General features: G+C 57.1%; 12 protein-coding genes. 5 read left to right on the forward strand and 7 right to left on the reverse strand.

Going from position 1 to position 14,534, the window contains the following annotated elements; translation table 11 throughout:
• Positions 1 to 6: 6 nt before the first annotated feature.
• From AC2TE5_RS11685 to AC2TE5_RS11700, 4 genes are all read left to right on the forward strand, one after another.
• Complete coding sequence (locus AC2TE5_RS11685) at positions 7 to 2,685, forward strand: hybrid sensor histidine kinase/response regulator (protein WP_484611660.1); 2,679 nt, start codon at positions 7 to 9, stop codon at positions 2,683 to 2,685.
• Positions 2,675 to 4,846, forward strand: a complete 2,172-nt coding sequence (locus AC2TE5_RS11690; protein ID WP_484611661.1) for a glycoside hydrolase family 2 protein — start codon at positions 2,675 to 2,677, stop codon at positions 4,844 to 4,846. The genes AC2TE5_RS11685 and AC2TE5_RS11690 overlap by 11 nt, the downstream gene beginning before the upstream one ends.
• Before the next feature lie 94 nt (positions 4,847 to 4,940).
• Complete coding sequence (locus AC2TE5_RS11695; RefSeq protein WP_121423784.1) at positions 4,941 to 5,228, forward strand: VF530 family protein; 288 nt, start codon at positions 4,941 to 4,943, stop codon at positions 5,226 to 5,228.
• A 7-nt stretch (positions 5,229 to 5,235) separates the two neighbouring features.
• The gene (locus AC2TE5_RS11700) at positions 5,236 to 6,528 is read left to right on the forward strand and encodes a glycoside hydrolase family 10-like protein (protein WP_484611662.1); all 1,293 of its coding nucleotides are present in this window, start codon (positions 5,236 to 5,238) and stop codon (positions 6,526 to 6,528) included.
• Positions 6,529 to 6,569: 41 nt separating this feature from the next.
• Here the strand turns inward: AC2TE5_RS11700 and dsbG are convergent, their stop codons facing one another.
• The 6 genes from dsbG to AC2TE5_RS11730 all read right to left on the reverse strand — a co-directional run bounded on the left by dsbG (position 6,570) and on the right by AC2TE5_RS11730 (position 11,505).
• The gene (gene dsbG / locus AC2TE5_RS11705) at positions 6,570 to 7,328 is read right to left on the reverse strand and encodes a thiol:disulfide interchange protein DsbG (protein ID WP_484611663.1); all 759 of its coding nucleotides are present in this window, start codon (positions 7,326 to 7,328) and stop codon (positions 6,570 to 6,572) included.
• Between the two features lie 41 nt (positions 7,329 to 7,369).
• Positions 7,370 to 7,981, reverse strand: coding sequence for a DsbA family protein (locus tag AC2TE5_RS11710; protein ID WP_219322725.1), 612 nt, complete (start codon positions 7,979 to 7,981; stop codon positions 7,370 to 7,372).
• Positions 7,982 to 7,988: 7 nt separating this feature from the next.
• Positions 7,989 to 10,013 carry a protein-disulfide reductase DsbD family protein gene (locus tag AC2TE5_RS11715; RefSeq protein WP_484611664.1) on the reverse strand — a complete coding sequence of 675 codons (2,025 nt, stop codon included), beginning with the start codon at positions 10,011 to 10,013 and terminating at the stop codon, positions 7,989 to 7,991.
• 47 nt (positions 10,014 to 10,060) lie between these two features.
• Positions 10,061 to 10,432, reverse strand: a complete 372-nt coding sequence (locus AC2TE5_RS11720; RefSeq protein WP_045356147.1) for a hypothetical protein — start codon at positions 10,430 to 10,432, stop codon at positions 10,061 to 10,063.
• Between the two features lie 87 nt (positions 10,433 to 10,519).
• Positions 10,520 to 11,080, reverse strand: coding sequence for an RNA polymerase sigma factor (locus AC2TE5_RS11725; protein ID WP_484613337.1), 561 nt, complete (start codon positions 11,078 to 11,080; stop codon positions 10,520 to 10,522).
• A gap of 5 nt (positions 11,081 to 11,085) precedes the next feature.
• Positions 11,086 to 11,505, reverse strand: a complete 420-nt coding sequence (locus tag AC2TE5_RS11730) for a hypothetical protein (protein WP_024909528.1) — start codon at positions 11,503 to 11,505, stop codon at positions 11,086 to 11,088.
• Between the two features lie 464 nt (positions 11,506 to 11,969).
• Here AC2TE5_RS11730 and AC2TE5_RS11735 point away from each other — a divergent pair, with 464 nt between their 5' ends.
• A complete protein-coding gene (locus AC2TE5_RS11735; RefSeq protein ID WP_484611665.1) occupies positions 11,970 to 12,680 on the forward strand; it encodes a hypothetical protein in 711 nt (236 codons plus the stop codon).
• 276 nt (positions 12,681 to 12,956) lie between these two features.
• Here AC2TE5_RS11735 and AC2TE5_RS11740 read toward each other — a convergent pair whose 3' ends face one another.
• The gene (locus tag AC2TE5_RS11740) at positions 12,957 to 14,507 is read right to left on the reverse strand and encodes a methyl-accepting chemotaxis protein (protein ID WP_484611666.1); all 1,551 of its coding nucleotides are present in this window, start codon (positions 14,505 to 14,507) and stop codon (positions 12,957 to 12,959) included.
• Positions 14,508 to 14,534: the final 27 nt, after the last annotated feature.

The raw sequence follows: 14,534 nt of genomic DNA on the forward strand, positions 1-14,534 counted from the left end.
ATCACGATGAACGCATTCACCTACGATCTTAACGCACTGCCCGCCGCCGTCATGATTTATGACCGAGACGAACGACTGCAGGCCTGGAATCACAACGTGGCCCTTTTTTATCCGGTCATCACCCCATGGCTGAAGGTGGGCACAACGCTTGACGCGCTGGCGGAACGCTTTATCGACGCCGTTTACAACGTCGATCCCGGTCTTCGCCAGACGCTGCGCGAGTCGGTCATACGCAACTGTCGTCAGGATAAGCACTGTGAAGTGCGGCAGGCTGGCCATCGCCGTATCTTCGTTCAGCATCAACGGCTTGCGGACGGCGGCATTGTTAGCCTGCACAGCGATATCACGGAGCTGGATGAAGCGCAGCGGGCGCGCCACCAGCTGCATGACGATTTTCTGCTGACGGCGGAATCTATTCATATCGGGATCTGGGACTGGCAGATTTCTGGTGACAGCTTACAGGTCAACGACACCCTGCTTTCCATGCTGGGCCAGTCGCGGACGCAGTGGCGATATCCGGTGCGCTTTTTGCTTAACCAGGTTCACGAAGAGGATCGCGGTGCGCTGCGCAAGGCGCTGCACGCCTCGAAGCAGGATCATCGTCCGGTCTTTGAATGCGAGATCCGCGTTCATCACCCAACCGAAGGATTGCGCTGGATGATGCTGTCCGGGCAGGTGGTCACGCTCTCCATCGAAGGAAACGCCGAGCGCGTCATTGGCACGCTGCAGGATATTACGCGTCGCAAAGAAGCAGAAATACTGGCCATCAATGCCGCCCAGGACGCCAGGAAAGCCAATGAGGCGAAAAGCGCGTTCCTAGCGAATATGAGCCATGAAATTCGTACCCCGATGAACGGCATTATTGGCATGACCCAGCTGTGCCTGGATACGTCTCTCAGTGCCGATCAGCGCGATTACCTGACGCTGGTGATGAGTTCTGCCCAGTCTCTGCTGCATATCATCAACGATATTCTCGACTTTTCCCGCATTGAAGCCGGCAAAGTCGAGCTGGAGACGGACCTCGTACCTGTCCGCCCCTTCATTCAGTCGCTTATTCGCCCGCACATGCCGGGAGCGAGCGAAAAAGGCATCGAGCTGCTGGTTGATATCGCACCCGACGTGCCCGACGTACTGCTGGTCGACGGCGCGCGGCTGCGCCAAATCCTGACCAATCTGCTGGGCAACGCGCTGAAATTTACCCATCAGGGAGAAGTCATCCTGATTGTTGAACCGTGCGATAGCGCGGATCGCTGGCGTTTTCGAGTTCGCGACAGCGGCATTGGCATACCGGCAGATAAGCAGAAGGCTATTTTTGAAGCCTTTAGCCAGGCGGATAACTCAACCACCCGCCGCTATGGAGGGACGGGGCTCGGGTTAACCATTTCTGCTCGACTGGTTGCGGCCATGGGCGGCGAGTTAACGGTGTCCAGCGAGCCGGGGAAAGGCAGCGAATTTTCGTTTTCGCTGCCGCTTGCGACACAGTTTCTTACGCCGGAGGAACGCCCGCATAGCGATCGCTTTAACGGGGAACCTGTGCTGGTGGTCGATGATAACGAGACCAATCTGCGGCTGCTGGCCGCGATGCTTAGCCAGATGGGGCTGAAACCCACCTGCGTCAACAAAGCCAGCGAGGCCATTAATCGGGTTAAAGCGGGTACAGCGTGGCCGTTGATCCTGCTGGACGCGCAGATGCCGGAAATGGACGGCGTGTCTCTGGCCCTTGAGCTTTCGGTTCTGCCGCAGGTATCTGAGAGCCATATCATCATGCTGAGCTCCATGAGCCGACATTTTGATATCAATATGCTGAAGCGGATCGGCATCAAAAACTATCTGCATAAGCCTATTGCGCAGGACGAGCTGCATCAGGCGATTGCCGCAGCGTTTGAACGAGCGCCGAAGCTCGCGGGGGAAACCACGCCGACGCCTCTCGTCTCGCCGGGCGAAACGGGGTTACGGATCCTGCTGGCTGAAGATAATCTGGTCAATCAGAAGGTCGCCGCGCGCCTGCTGGAACGCCTCGGTCATAGCTGTCAGATCGTCGACAATGGCGTCGCGCTGCTTGAGCGCTGGCGCGCGGGCGTATGGGACGTTTTGCTGATCGACCTTCAGATGCCCGAGATGGACGGCGAGACCGCCATTCGCCTGCTTCGCGAGGAGGAACGGTCCCGGCCCGGACCGACGCAGCCCACCGTCGCCATGACCGCACACGCCATGCAGGGGGATAAAGAGCGCTGCCTTAACATGGGATTCGACGGCTACATTGCCAAACCCATCAGCCAGGAACATCTCGCAGAGGAGATTGCTCGCGTGCTCCCGAGCCATGATGACCCCTCTGCCTTCCCGGATGAAGCACGCCTGCTAAAACAGTGCGCTGACGATCCTGACCTGGTACAGGAACTGCTGTCCCTGTTTAGCGAAGGACTGGCTGAAGCCATGAAAGCCATCACCCGGGCTATCGACAGCAACGATCGCGAAGCGCTACGACGCGCGGCCCACAAGCTGCGCGGAGAAGCCATTACGCTGGACTTCAGGGCACTCGCGCAACAGCTGCAGGCGCTGGAGAGCGAAGCACATACGCTGGAGGGGCAACAGCTTGCGGCGCTGAATGAACAACTTTACAAGGAATCGCTGCGCCTGACGGCATGGCTCAACGCGCGCGGGGTAAACGTGACTCATGACTCGTAACTGCACGCTGCTCTTTGCCCTGTTTCTCCCCACAATGGTGGCGACATCAGCACCGGTAAGCTGGTCGCTTGCGGGTACCTGGCAGGTTCAGGACGCCAATGACAGCACGCATCCTCCCGCGTCAGGCTGGCGCGGGCTGAAAGTCCCTGCCAACTGGTACAGCGCCGGGTACGATCATCAGGGCGCGCTGTGGTATAAGCACGCCTTTACGCTACCCGCTCAGCCACACGATGTAATGAGCACCCTGGTGTTTGACGGTGTCGATTACCTGGCCGATGTCACGCTGAACAGCCAGCCGCTGGGCAAGCACGAGGGCTATTTTCAGCGCTTTTCGCTGGATGCCAGTAGTGCGTTACAACGTCACAATCAACTCGTGGTCCGGGTGGATAGCCCGTACGAAGATCCGCATACAACCTGGCCCCTGCATAAAACGGCCATGAAGGGGATTCTTAATCAGCATGACACGCGTCCCGGAGGTGCCTGGTCACCAGAAGGACAGGACGCCAACTCTGGCGGCATCTGGGGACCGGTCAGGCTGCATCTTAGCCGGGGAGCCACCGTTGATGAGGTCATCCTTCGGCCTGACTGGTCGCAGGGGCTGAAAAGCCCTGCATTGAAGGCTGAGATTCGCTATCGCGCGCTCAGCAAGGGCCAGGCTAACGTGCGGCTCACTGCCACCCCAGCCAATTTCAGCGGCAAACGCTTCCAGGCAGACTTTCCGCTTACCCTCGAAAGCGGTGCCCATTCCGCGCAGGTGACGCTGCCCATGCCGGCGGCAAAACTGTGGTGGCCCGTCGGCACCGGGAACCCTCATTTGTATACGGTTCGCGTCTCATTACGGGATGAAAATGGGTTAATGGATACGGCGCTCACCCGCACCGGACTGCGCAAGATCGTTGAGCAGCCCGATAATAAAGGCTGGCTCATTAACGACAGACGCCTTTTTGTTAAGGGCAGCAATTACATCGGCTCCCCCTGGCTCAGCACCATGACGCGAGAAAAATATCGTCGAGATCTTCGTCTGGTCGAAGCCATGAACGCCAACGCCATACGCGTGCACGGACACGTCGCGGGGCGCGCGCTTTATGATGTTGCCGATGAGATGGGGATGATGATCTGGCAGGACGTCCCGCTGCAGTGGGGCTACGACAGTAGCGACGCCTTTACCAAAAATGCGGTGCGACAGACGCGGGAGATGATCGAACAGTTTGGCAACTCCCCCGCCATCATCGTCTGGGGCGGCCATAACGAACCGCCCTGGAATTCGCCCTGGATGGAAAAACGCTTCCCGGACTGGAATAAAAACCTCAACCGCGAGCTCACGCAGCAGGTGGCGGACACGCTTGCCGAAGATACCTCCCGCATCGTGCATCGCTTTTCCGCCGTTGAAGAGCACTACTGGGCGGGCTGGTATTTCGGTACCGTACGCGACCTGCTGACGCCGGCCAAAACGGGGATCATCACCGAGTTTGGCGCGCAGGCGCTTCCCCGCTTGTCCACGTTAAAAACCATCATCCCAGCAGCGCATCTCTGGCCAAAAACTACCGCCGCCGACGATCCCGGCTGGACCGTCTGGAAATACCATAATTTTCAGCCCTTCCAGACGTTTAAATTTGCCGGTATCCCGCGCGGAAACACCATTCAGGAAATGATCCGCAATACCCAGGCGTATCAGTCCCGGCTGGTGGCGACGGCGGCCGAAAGCTACCGCCGACAGCGCTACCAGCCGGTGACGGCCCTGTTCCACTTCATGTTTGTGGAGACCTGGCCCTCCATCAACTGGAGCGTGGTGGACTACCTGCGTAAGCCTAAAGCCGGTTTTTACGCCTTAAAACGCGCGTATCAGCCGGTTCTGCCGTCCATTGAACCGGTCACTGCGCAGTGGAAATCCGGCACGGCGGCGACCGTGCGCCTCTGGGCCATCAACGACACATGGAAACCGTGCAGCAATTGCCGTCTGACCTGGCGCATCACCCAGCGCGATAAGGTGCTGGCCAAGGGCACGATGACGATGACGATCGCAGCAGATTCGGGAACGATGGTAAAAACGCTGACGGCCACGCCCGTAGGCCAGGAGGAGGTGTCGATTACGTTTACGATTGAAAACAAAGCGGGAAAAAAGGTCGGTGAAAATCAGCGCACTGAGTCCGTCATAAGGTAAGCAAGGGGAAAAGGAAAATTGCCGCTTCCCCTGCTTTCTTGTACCCTTTCACCGGTAACCCTGCCCCCACAAACATTGAGACATCCGGACACCTATGACTGCACACATTTCTAACGATCCTTTGCATGGCGTAACGCTGGAGATGATGGTCAACGCCCTGGTGGCGAAATATGGCTGGAGCGAGCTGGGCGACCGAATCAAAATTAACTGTTTCAGAAAAGATCCCAGCGTTAAATCGAGCCTGAAATTTCTGCGCCGCACCCCGTGGGCGCGCGCGGAAGTCGAAGCCCTGTATCTGGACTCCCTCCACGATGAGGTGAGCACTGAACAGGCGGAGCCCGCCTTTAATCCCTGGGCCAACAGTCGAATTATCAAGAGCTAATACGCAAATGACGCGACACGTAAAACGGATTGGTGCGCTGGCTGCCTGCGCGCTTTTACTTGTGAGCTGCTCCTCAAAACCACCCAAATCACTGGTTACCCCCCTTCCCACCGCGAGCAAGCCGACGCAGCAGGCAAACGAGCCGATGCGCGGGATTTGGCTGGCGACCGTCTCTCGTCTCGACTGGCCGCCGGTGGCATCGGTGAACGGCCGCAGCGCGGACCAGCGCATCGCGATGCAAAAGCAGGCGCTGACCAGCAAGCTCGACAACCTTAAGCACCTCGGTATTAACACGGTGTTTTTCCAGGTGAAGCCGGACAGCACGGCCCTCTGGTCATCCAAAATTTTACCGTGGTCGGATATGCTGACGGGCAACGTCGGCGAGTATCCGGGATACGACCCGCTGCAGTTTATGCTGGACGAAGCGCACAAGCGCGGCATGAAGGTCCATGCCTGGTTCAACCCGTACCGCGTGTCGACCAACACTAAACCGTCAACCATCGCCGCCCTGAACCGGACCGCCTATCAGACCCCGTCCAGCGTCTATGTCCAGCACCCTGAGTGGGTGCGCATCTCGGGCGACCGCTTTGTTCTCGATCCGGGTATTCCGGAAGTGCGGGACTGGATCACCCGCGTAGTGACCGAAGTGGTGGCGAACTACGCGGTAGACGGCGTGCAGTTTGACGATTACTTCTATACCGAAACGCCTGGTTCAGCGCTCAACGACGCACAGACCTGGCGGCAGTACGGTCAGGGATTTGCCTCAAAGGCCGACTGGCGAAGACACAACACGCAGCAGCTGATCGTGCAGGTTTCCCGCGCGATTAAACAGACCAAGCCCGACGTTGAGTTTGGCGTCAGCCCGGCGGGCGTGTGGCGTAACCGCTCCTTTGACCCGGCAGGCTCCGATACCCGCGGCGCCGCGGCCTACGATGAGTCCTACGCCGATACGCGGCAGTGGGTGCAGCAGGGCCTGCTGGACTACATCGCTCCGCAGATTTACTGGCCCTTCTCCCGGAATGCCGCGCGCTACGACGTGCTGACCAAATGGTGGGCCGACGTCGTGAAGCCGACCCACACTCGCCTGTATATCGGCATTGCGTTCTACAAGGTGGGCGAGCCCTCGAGAAATGAGCCGGACTGGACGGTTCAGGGCGGCGTGCCGGAGCTGAAAAAACAGCTCGATCTCAACGATTCGCTGCCCAACGTGAACGGCACCATCCTGTTCCGGGAAGATTACCTGAACCAGCCGCAGACGCAGCAGGCGGTGAACTACCTGAAAGGACGTTGGGGAAGCTAAGAGACTATCAGGCAGAAACGCCCCGTTTCTGCCTGTTTTTTTTACGGCTTCGGCCCAAACATCGCCTCAAGCTGCTGCGCATCCGGCATGCCGACCACCTGCTGCAGCTCATTTTCCGCATTCAGATAGTAAATGGCCGGCGTGGCGTTAGCGCCCAGGCTGTCCATCAGCGTCTGGTGCTTCTGCAGGATCGCTACCGTTTCGCGAGAAGCCTCGCCCTCTGGCTTGGGCAATTTTTTCCCACCGGAAAGCTCGTATTCGCGCCAGGCCGAAACCGGATCTTTCGCATTCAGAATCGCTGAGGCGTTACGTCCGCTATTAGGGTTGAGAAACGCCACCAGCAGCGTGTTGAGCTGAACCTTGCCCGCCTTCACCCACGGCTGCGCTTCGGCCCAGAACTGCTTACAGTACGGACAGAACGGATCGGCAAACACAAAGACTTTACGCGGAGCGTTATCCGCCCCTTCCTTCAGGGGATGCGCCGCGTTGAGGTTCTTCCACATCTCGCGTCCCATCGGGGCGTAGATCTCTTTCTGGAAATAGCCTTCGCTGAGGTTTTTTCCTTTGTCATCGTATAGATAGCCAGATATGACGTGCTTGCCGTCCGGGGTTAAAAACAGCATGACGCCCATATCCTGATACTGCCCCAGCCAGGCTGGCGCACCGCCCGGCGCATCCAGCTTCTTGATGATTTTAATATTCTGCTGCTCGCCGAAGTGCTTCACCACCTCCGGTATGGCTTCAGCCGCCTGTACCAGCCCTGACGTCGCCAGCGCTGAAAGTAACAGTAATTTTTTCATTTCCCTCTCCGGTTTGTCGGGGGCATTACGCCCCCTTCAGGTTAGCGGTTTTTCAGTGCGTCACTGACCATTTCGTCGAACTGTTCAAACGGCACCCAGCCAGGCAGCAGTCCCTCGCCGATTAGCGTGGCGGGCGTGCCCTGGATCCCCATTTTTTCCGCGACGATCAGGCTGCGCTTGATCGTCAGCATGCTCTCGTCATCCGGCGTCGTAACGCTCACGCCCGCCCGCTTCTGCGCCTCCTGAATGCTGGCGTCATCGTGGTACCCCTTCCTGGCCATCAGGGTATGGTTCAGCTTCATAAACTGCCCGGGATCCTGACGCCAGAGCGTTAGCGCATCCCGTGCGGCGGTCAGCGAGCTTTCCGAGCGGAAAGGTAAGAACTTAAAGACCACCGCGACGTCCGGGTATTTCTCAACAATCTTCTCCAGATACGGATCGAATTTTTTACAGTACGGGCAGTTGTAGTCGGTAAACACCACCAGGGTGAGCTTTGGGTTTTTCGCGCCGATGCGTGGGGAGTTCGGATCGTTAAACAGGAAATCAGCGATCATCTTCTGCGCACGCTGCTCCTGGTCCGGCGTCAGCGGCTGGGCAGCGAACACCTGAACCGGGGCCAGCAGGAGCAGCAGCGTAATAAGGAGTTTTTTCATAATACGTTTAGCCTTTTGCGTTATTCAGGGTGGTGACCAGGGTGCGCTTGTCCAGCAGCGGCGAGAGGATTTCCCCCTCAGGCAGACCGGGGCCATACGCTGCGTTAAACGGAATGGCGTAACGGTTTCGCTTCGCCAGAAACTCCGCGATAAACGCGGACGGCTGGCTCCAGTCTCCGCGCAGGGCCACCACGTCCGGCTGGCGCAGCGCGGCAATAACGTCCGGCTGATTCAGCACCCGATGCTCGTTAACTTTGCAGGTTACGCACCAGTCCGCCGAGATATCCACAAACACCCGTTTTCCCTGCGCCAGCGCCTGCTGGATGGCTTCTTCGCTGAGCGGCTGCCACGGGATGGTCTGCGCGGTATTTTGCGCCGACGCGTCTGACGGCGCGTTAAGCAGCCCGCGCGCCTGATACCCGCCGAACGCCGACAGCACGATGACCACGAGCCAGAACAGCGGTGAGGATTTTTGCCCCTTCAGCGCGAACAGCGCAAGCGCGACGGCGATCAGCACCAGCATTACGATCTGGCTGACCGACTCGCCGAGATGCACGCTCAACAATGTTGCCAGCCAAAGGCTGGAGGCCAGCATCATCAGGCTCAGGATGACTTTGAGCGTGTTCATCCAGCGGCCGGGTCTAGGCAGCAGCAGGGCCGTTTTGGGCACCAGGGCGACAAACAGCCACGGCAGGCTCATGCCCACGCCAAGCATCAGGAAGATGAGCCACAGGGAGTGCAGCGGTGCGCCAAGGGCAAAGGCGACCGCGGTACCGAGGAACGGCGCGGAGCACGGCGTTGCCAGCAGCGTGGCGAACATCCCTTCGCAGAAGCTGCCGCCAATCCCCGATCCCCCTGCCGTCGCCAGCCGTCCCGTGGCGGCAGAAGGCAGCAGCATCTCAAACACGCCAAACAAGTTCAGCGCAAACAGGAAGGTGACGGCGACCATCAGGCCAATAAACCACGGGTTCTGGAACTGAATGCCCCACCCCAGCGACGCCCCGGCCAGCTTCAGCGCGGTCACCATCCCCGCCAACAGCATAAAGGAGGTGAGGATCCCGGCGCTTGTGGCCAGAAAGCGCAGCCTGATCGCGCGCCTGTCCGATCCCGACAGCAGGATGCTGTTAAGCTTCATCCCCATCACCGGCAGCACGCAGGGCATCAGGTTGAGGATCAGCCCGCCCAGAAGAGCAAAGAGCACCATTTTGCCCATCCCTTCAGGCGCAGAAGACGTAGATGGCGTCTCGCCAACGGTCATGGTGGTTTGCTGCGCGTGACCGCCACTGGTCAGCACAAACGACAGCGTTTTGCCTTCCAGCGAGGCGGGTTTATCACCCCATTCGTCGGTCACGGGAACCGTCACCCGAAGGGTATTGCCGTCGTGTTTAATGACCGGCTCGCCGGGAAGAATGTCACCCTCCAGCGGGTCAAAGTAGATCCCCGGATTATCCCACCTCCCGTCCATCGTGCCGGTAATCACCAGCTTGTCGCCAGAGAGCCAGGCGGAAAGATCCGTGGATACGCCAGACGTTCCGGGCACGGTGAGCATCGCCTGCTCGAACTCGCTACGGAAGCTCTCATCCACCGGCTGGGTAAAATCGAGATGCAGCGGGTAGTCCGTCAGCAGGCAGACGTTACTGCACGTCGAGAGCGTGAGCGTTCCGTCGAGCGCGTCACCCTTCACTCCGTCGAGCGCGATCGGGATAGTGACCTTATCGTGATAGCCCTGCGTCGTCATGCCGGAGATATCGAAGCGCGACGGGACCGGCCAGGACCAGCTATCCGTCACGCCTTCGGGCCAGCTGATTTTCGGCGCCACGCCGCCCTCGCCCGGCGATCGCCAGTAGGTTTTCCAGCCGGGCTTCAGCTCAACGGTGAGCAGGCCTTTAATGTGCGTTTGTTCCCTCTCCGCCTGAAAGCGGATGCGGGCGTGATCGTTTTGTGGGGAAACCTGCCAGCCTGTGTCCGCCGCATGGACAATGCCAATGCAGGACAGCCACAGGAAGACAAATCCCCTGAAGAGGTTAACCATGTTTTACTCCGTGAACAGTGAAAATTATCGTGTGAGGACGATGATTTTCATTCACGGAAAACGCAGTTTTTAAGGTGTATTCGGGGAGGCGGCGCCTGTACGGGCTGTTCTGCGGGAGCCAATGCCCGCCCTTGCGTAAACAGCTGCAGCAGCGCGAAGAAGATAATAATGGCCGGTAGCGCGCCGTCGAAGAACAGCGGCTGGGCGCAGAGCAGCGAGTGTGCGCCAAGTTGACAAGGCGACGGGCCGGGTTGTTCGGTGCTGCTGCTTTGAGCCGGGGCATCTGCACTCAGAGAAATTTGCGGATCCAGTCCCTGTAAAAAATGGTTGAGCATCACCGCACGCTGCACGAGGCAAAGCGCCATCGCGAGACAGGTGACGATCAAAAGCCATTTTCCGAGGAGCTGACGGTTGCGCATAACATTCCAGAGTAACAAGACGCCCCGATCATAAACGATAGTGATGAATCTACAAGTGTCGGAAGTGTAAGGTTTTGTCTGCCACCGCTATTCGCCCGACAGCGCGTCGTAGACGTCCCGCAGACGCGTACGCAGAAACAGCACCGCCTTGTGCTTGCGGGATAACAGCGCCTGTTCGCTGGCGCCGGTCTCCTCTGCCAGCATTTTAATGCTGTAACCGTGGAGTTCGTTTTTTTCAAACACCTCGCGCTGCGGCGGCGGCAGTTCAGACAGCGCCTGCCCCAGCTCTTCCCACAGCAGCGTTTTGAGATACTCCTCTTCCGGCGTGTGCGTGACGCCGAACAGGGTTTCGGCCAGCTCGTCTTCCGGGAAACCCTCTTCGTCTTCGCCCGTAAAATAGCCGGAGAGTGAGACCTCGCGCTTTTTACGCGCCCGGTCGGTCATCTCGTTACGCGCCGCGCGGAACAGCCAGGCAGCGACATTTTCGACCGGCTGCTCCACTTTCATCAGCTGATACGTCACTTCCTGCAAAATGTCGTCGGCATCATCGCGAACGGTGGTCCGTCCGCGAATGAAGGCTTTCAGCCGGGCGCGGCAGGCATTAAGCGCCGACATCAGCATGGATCCGCCCGCCTCCCCGGCTTTCATTTCGCTCACTCCGCTTCCGGCGCTTTTGGCGTGGCGTCGTCGCGCTTATCGTCACGATGACCGTGCCAGCCGCAGTGGCCGCGTCCGTGGCGACCAAACCCTTCGCGGCGCTGCTGAATAAACGCCTCGCGCTGCTCGGGCGTCATGTTCATCCAGCGCTCGTGCATCCGGCGGTGCGCGCCAAACATCCCCGGGCGGAAACCTAAACCCCCAAACAGAATGCGGCTCAGCACCAGAATGCCCAGCGCCTGCCAGAATCCGATGGCCTTAACGCCGAGGATGGCCGGGAGCAAGGCGTTCCACAGGGTCATCACCAGCAGGCCGAGCACGATGAAAATCACCGCGCCGATGACTAAGCCCTTACCCATGCGGTGGCGACCAAATCCGCGCCCGTGACCTCTGCCGTGCATATCAAAATCTCTCATGATGTTTACCTCTTTTACAGTAACTGATTATGGCTTGTAATGAGGTAGACGGATGAGGTAGGGAAATATTGCTGGGGTGAATAAAAAATTTGTGCTGTCGGATTTGGACTCATAGCAGTTACAGCTGGCGGGCGCTATGAGTCTCCTTCAGGCCATCACTTTTTTCGAAATATTCGCTTAACGAATGCGATAACGATGACTGCCAGTATGATCGACACCAGTGCGAGGAAGATGAGCAAGGATAAAAGTGGATTTAACAAGCCACCTATACTGGTAAAGTCGCTGATACGGCCAAGTTGCTCGGACGTGCATGCGCGCAGAATGATCTCAGGAATAATAAGCAAAAATATAATGACGGTTAGGACATAAACCAGAGCACCCTTGCGCTTTCCCATTTTCGTTGTTGCCCCTCTATCAAACATGATCAATGATAATAAGGTAATGATACTGCAAGGTTATATAAAATGGCACAAAACTATTTGCAACTTAAAATGCAGTCGAATAAACAGTTAGCTATTGCACTAACAAATTCACTTCGAGACATGCATGAAGACCATATGGCAACCCTGGAAAAGGTGAAACAGGGCACACAGCGACTGGTTAGCTACGGTGCATGCCTGATGCCAGACGAATATTATCGTAACGCTTGCCGTGATACCTGGCGTGAAGACAAACGCTTAGTCCTTGCCTTAGGTGAAATTTACAACCGAAAAGATGTTACTTTAGACATGGTTGAAATCTATTTTAGGAAAACTCTCAATAGACTGGGCGAACAAAAAAGCAAGGACCTAATCGCTAATATCCATAACTTATTGGGAAAAGCCGCCGAACATGCATCGGCTAAAGCCAGCAAGTTAGCCCTCTCCTTTACCCTTGCGAATCTGATCATCAACAGCAGAGATTTCAAGCAAAATCACATCAGGCTTGTTAACTCATTCTCGACATGGTTTGTTAATGGTGCCACGCTTTACTCAAAGGCTCAGGTAGCTGCATCTGCAGCTAATCGACTCAAATTTCAGGATCCTCAGTACTATCAGGCGCTTTATAAAGAAAATATTGAGATGTTATATTTCTTAATCGAGCCGCAAATGTCTGAAATCATCTACCAGGTAAACTCCGGGGATAATAACGAGCAAGTGATAGGTGACGCTTTGTGCGAGATACTGAGGAAATGAAGAAAGCAATCTTATGGCTTTTGAAGTCATTTTTTTATCTGGTCCCTGCGTTGCTTATTGTAATTGGGATATATCTATTTGTACGGTTTGTACCAGGGCATGCTGCTTTACTCAGCTTCGTTTGGGTGATTGCTATTTCTGCGATATATGTGAAATATAACAAGTGGTATTAAAACAGTTCTAGTAGGTCTAAAAGCTGACCTAATGGGGAAGCGACTTAGAAATTTTCACACACTAAATAGATAAAAGGCTCCCCAGGGAGCCTCCTACCATCTATCAAGCCTGCACCGGCAAACTAAAACTCGAAATACTCCGCGAAAGCTGCTGCGCCTGCTCTTCCAGCGAGGCCGCTGCTGCCGCGGACTGCTGCACCAGCGCGGCGTTCTGCTGGGTCACGCCATCCATCTCGGTCACCGCCTGCCCGACTTGACTAATCCCGCGGCTCTGCTCTTCAGAGGCGACGGAGATCTGCTCCATCAGCGTATTCACTTTATTCACCGATGAAATAATCGAGTCAATCACCTCGCCCGAACGGCTGACCAGTTCCGCACCGTTTTTCACGCTGGAAACCGACTGCGCAATCAGGCTCTCGATGTCCTTGGCCGCCACCGCGCTTTTCTGCGCGAGGGTGCGTACCTCGCTAGCCACGACCGCAAAGCCGCGACCCTGCGTTCCGGCGCGCGCCGCTTCAACCGCCGCGTTCAGCGCCAGAATGTTGGTCTGGAAGGCTATGCTGTTAATCACGCTGGTAATGTCTTCGATTCGCTTCGAGTTCGCTGCGATGGTATTCATTGTGTCGATGACTTCGCGGGTTACCGCTTCGCCGGTGTGGGCATTTTTCACCGCGTCCTGCACCAGTTTTCCGGCCTGGTAAACGTTGTCGGTATTGTTCGCCACCGTCGCGCTCAGCTCTTCCATGCTGGCCGCCGTCTGGGTTAACGCGGAAGCCTGCTGTTCGGTACGTGACGCCAGGTCGATATTCCCGGAGGCAATCTCCTGCGCCGCGTGCGTTACGGTATGGCTCGCGTCGCGCACCTGGGCGATGGTCGCAAGCAGCGCCTGACGCATCTGCTCCATCGAGCTCATGAGATGATCGATTTCGTTATGTGCGCTCCCCTTGACCGGCACCGGAATATCCAGCTTGCCTGCAGCAATCTGGCTGCAGTGCTCGCGCGCCAGGTTTACCGGAGCAAAGACAAAGCGCTTCATCAGCAGGCTGACGGCGACAATCACCACCACAAACAGGCTGGCGATAGCGGCAACGATCGCCAGGCCAGAGACGAAGTTACTGCTCGCATCTTCGTTCAGGCTTTTGGCGTATTTCTGGTGGACGGAAAGGACCTGGTCGAGAACGATCTCGTACTGACGGTCAAGACGGGAGACTTCCGGGATCAGCGCGTTAAATTTGGCGACATCGTGCGCCTCGGCGGCATCGATCAGCGGCGCCAGTCCCTGGTTGCGGTAGTTTTGCCAGGCATCCTGATAGGCACTTACCAGCGGCGCTTCATCCGTCAGACGCGGCGAAGCCATAAAGGCCGCAAAGGCGTGGTCCGCTTTGGTCAGCGCCTCTTTCACGGCGGCTAGCTTTGCAGCCCCGTCCGCCGCGTTGCCCGCTTCCACCATCTTCACATACTCCATCACCCGAACGCGCAGCGTACGGCTATGGTTGATCGGGTCAATAATGGACAGCACAACCTGGATCTCTTTGTTGACGTTATCCAGGGAATTATTACTTTTAATGATGAGGCCAACGCTGGTCACAGTGCTGACAACAAAGAAGAAAAGCAGTGAGAACAGGACGATCAGGGACGACTTTTTCAACGACATAAACCAATACCTCAAGGAAAATTATTC

This window comes from Enterobacter sp. N5-15 (genome assembly GCF_057221635.1).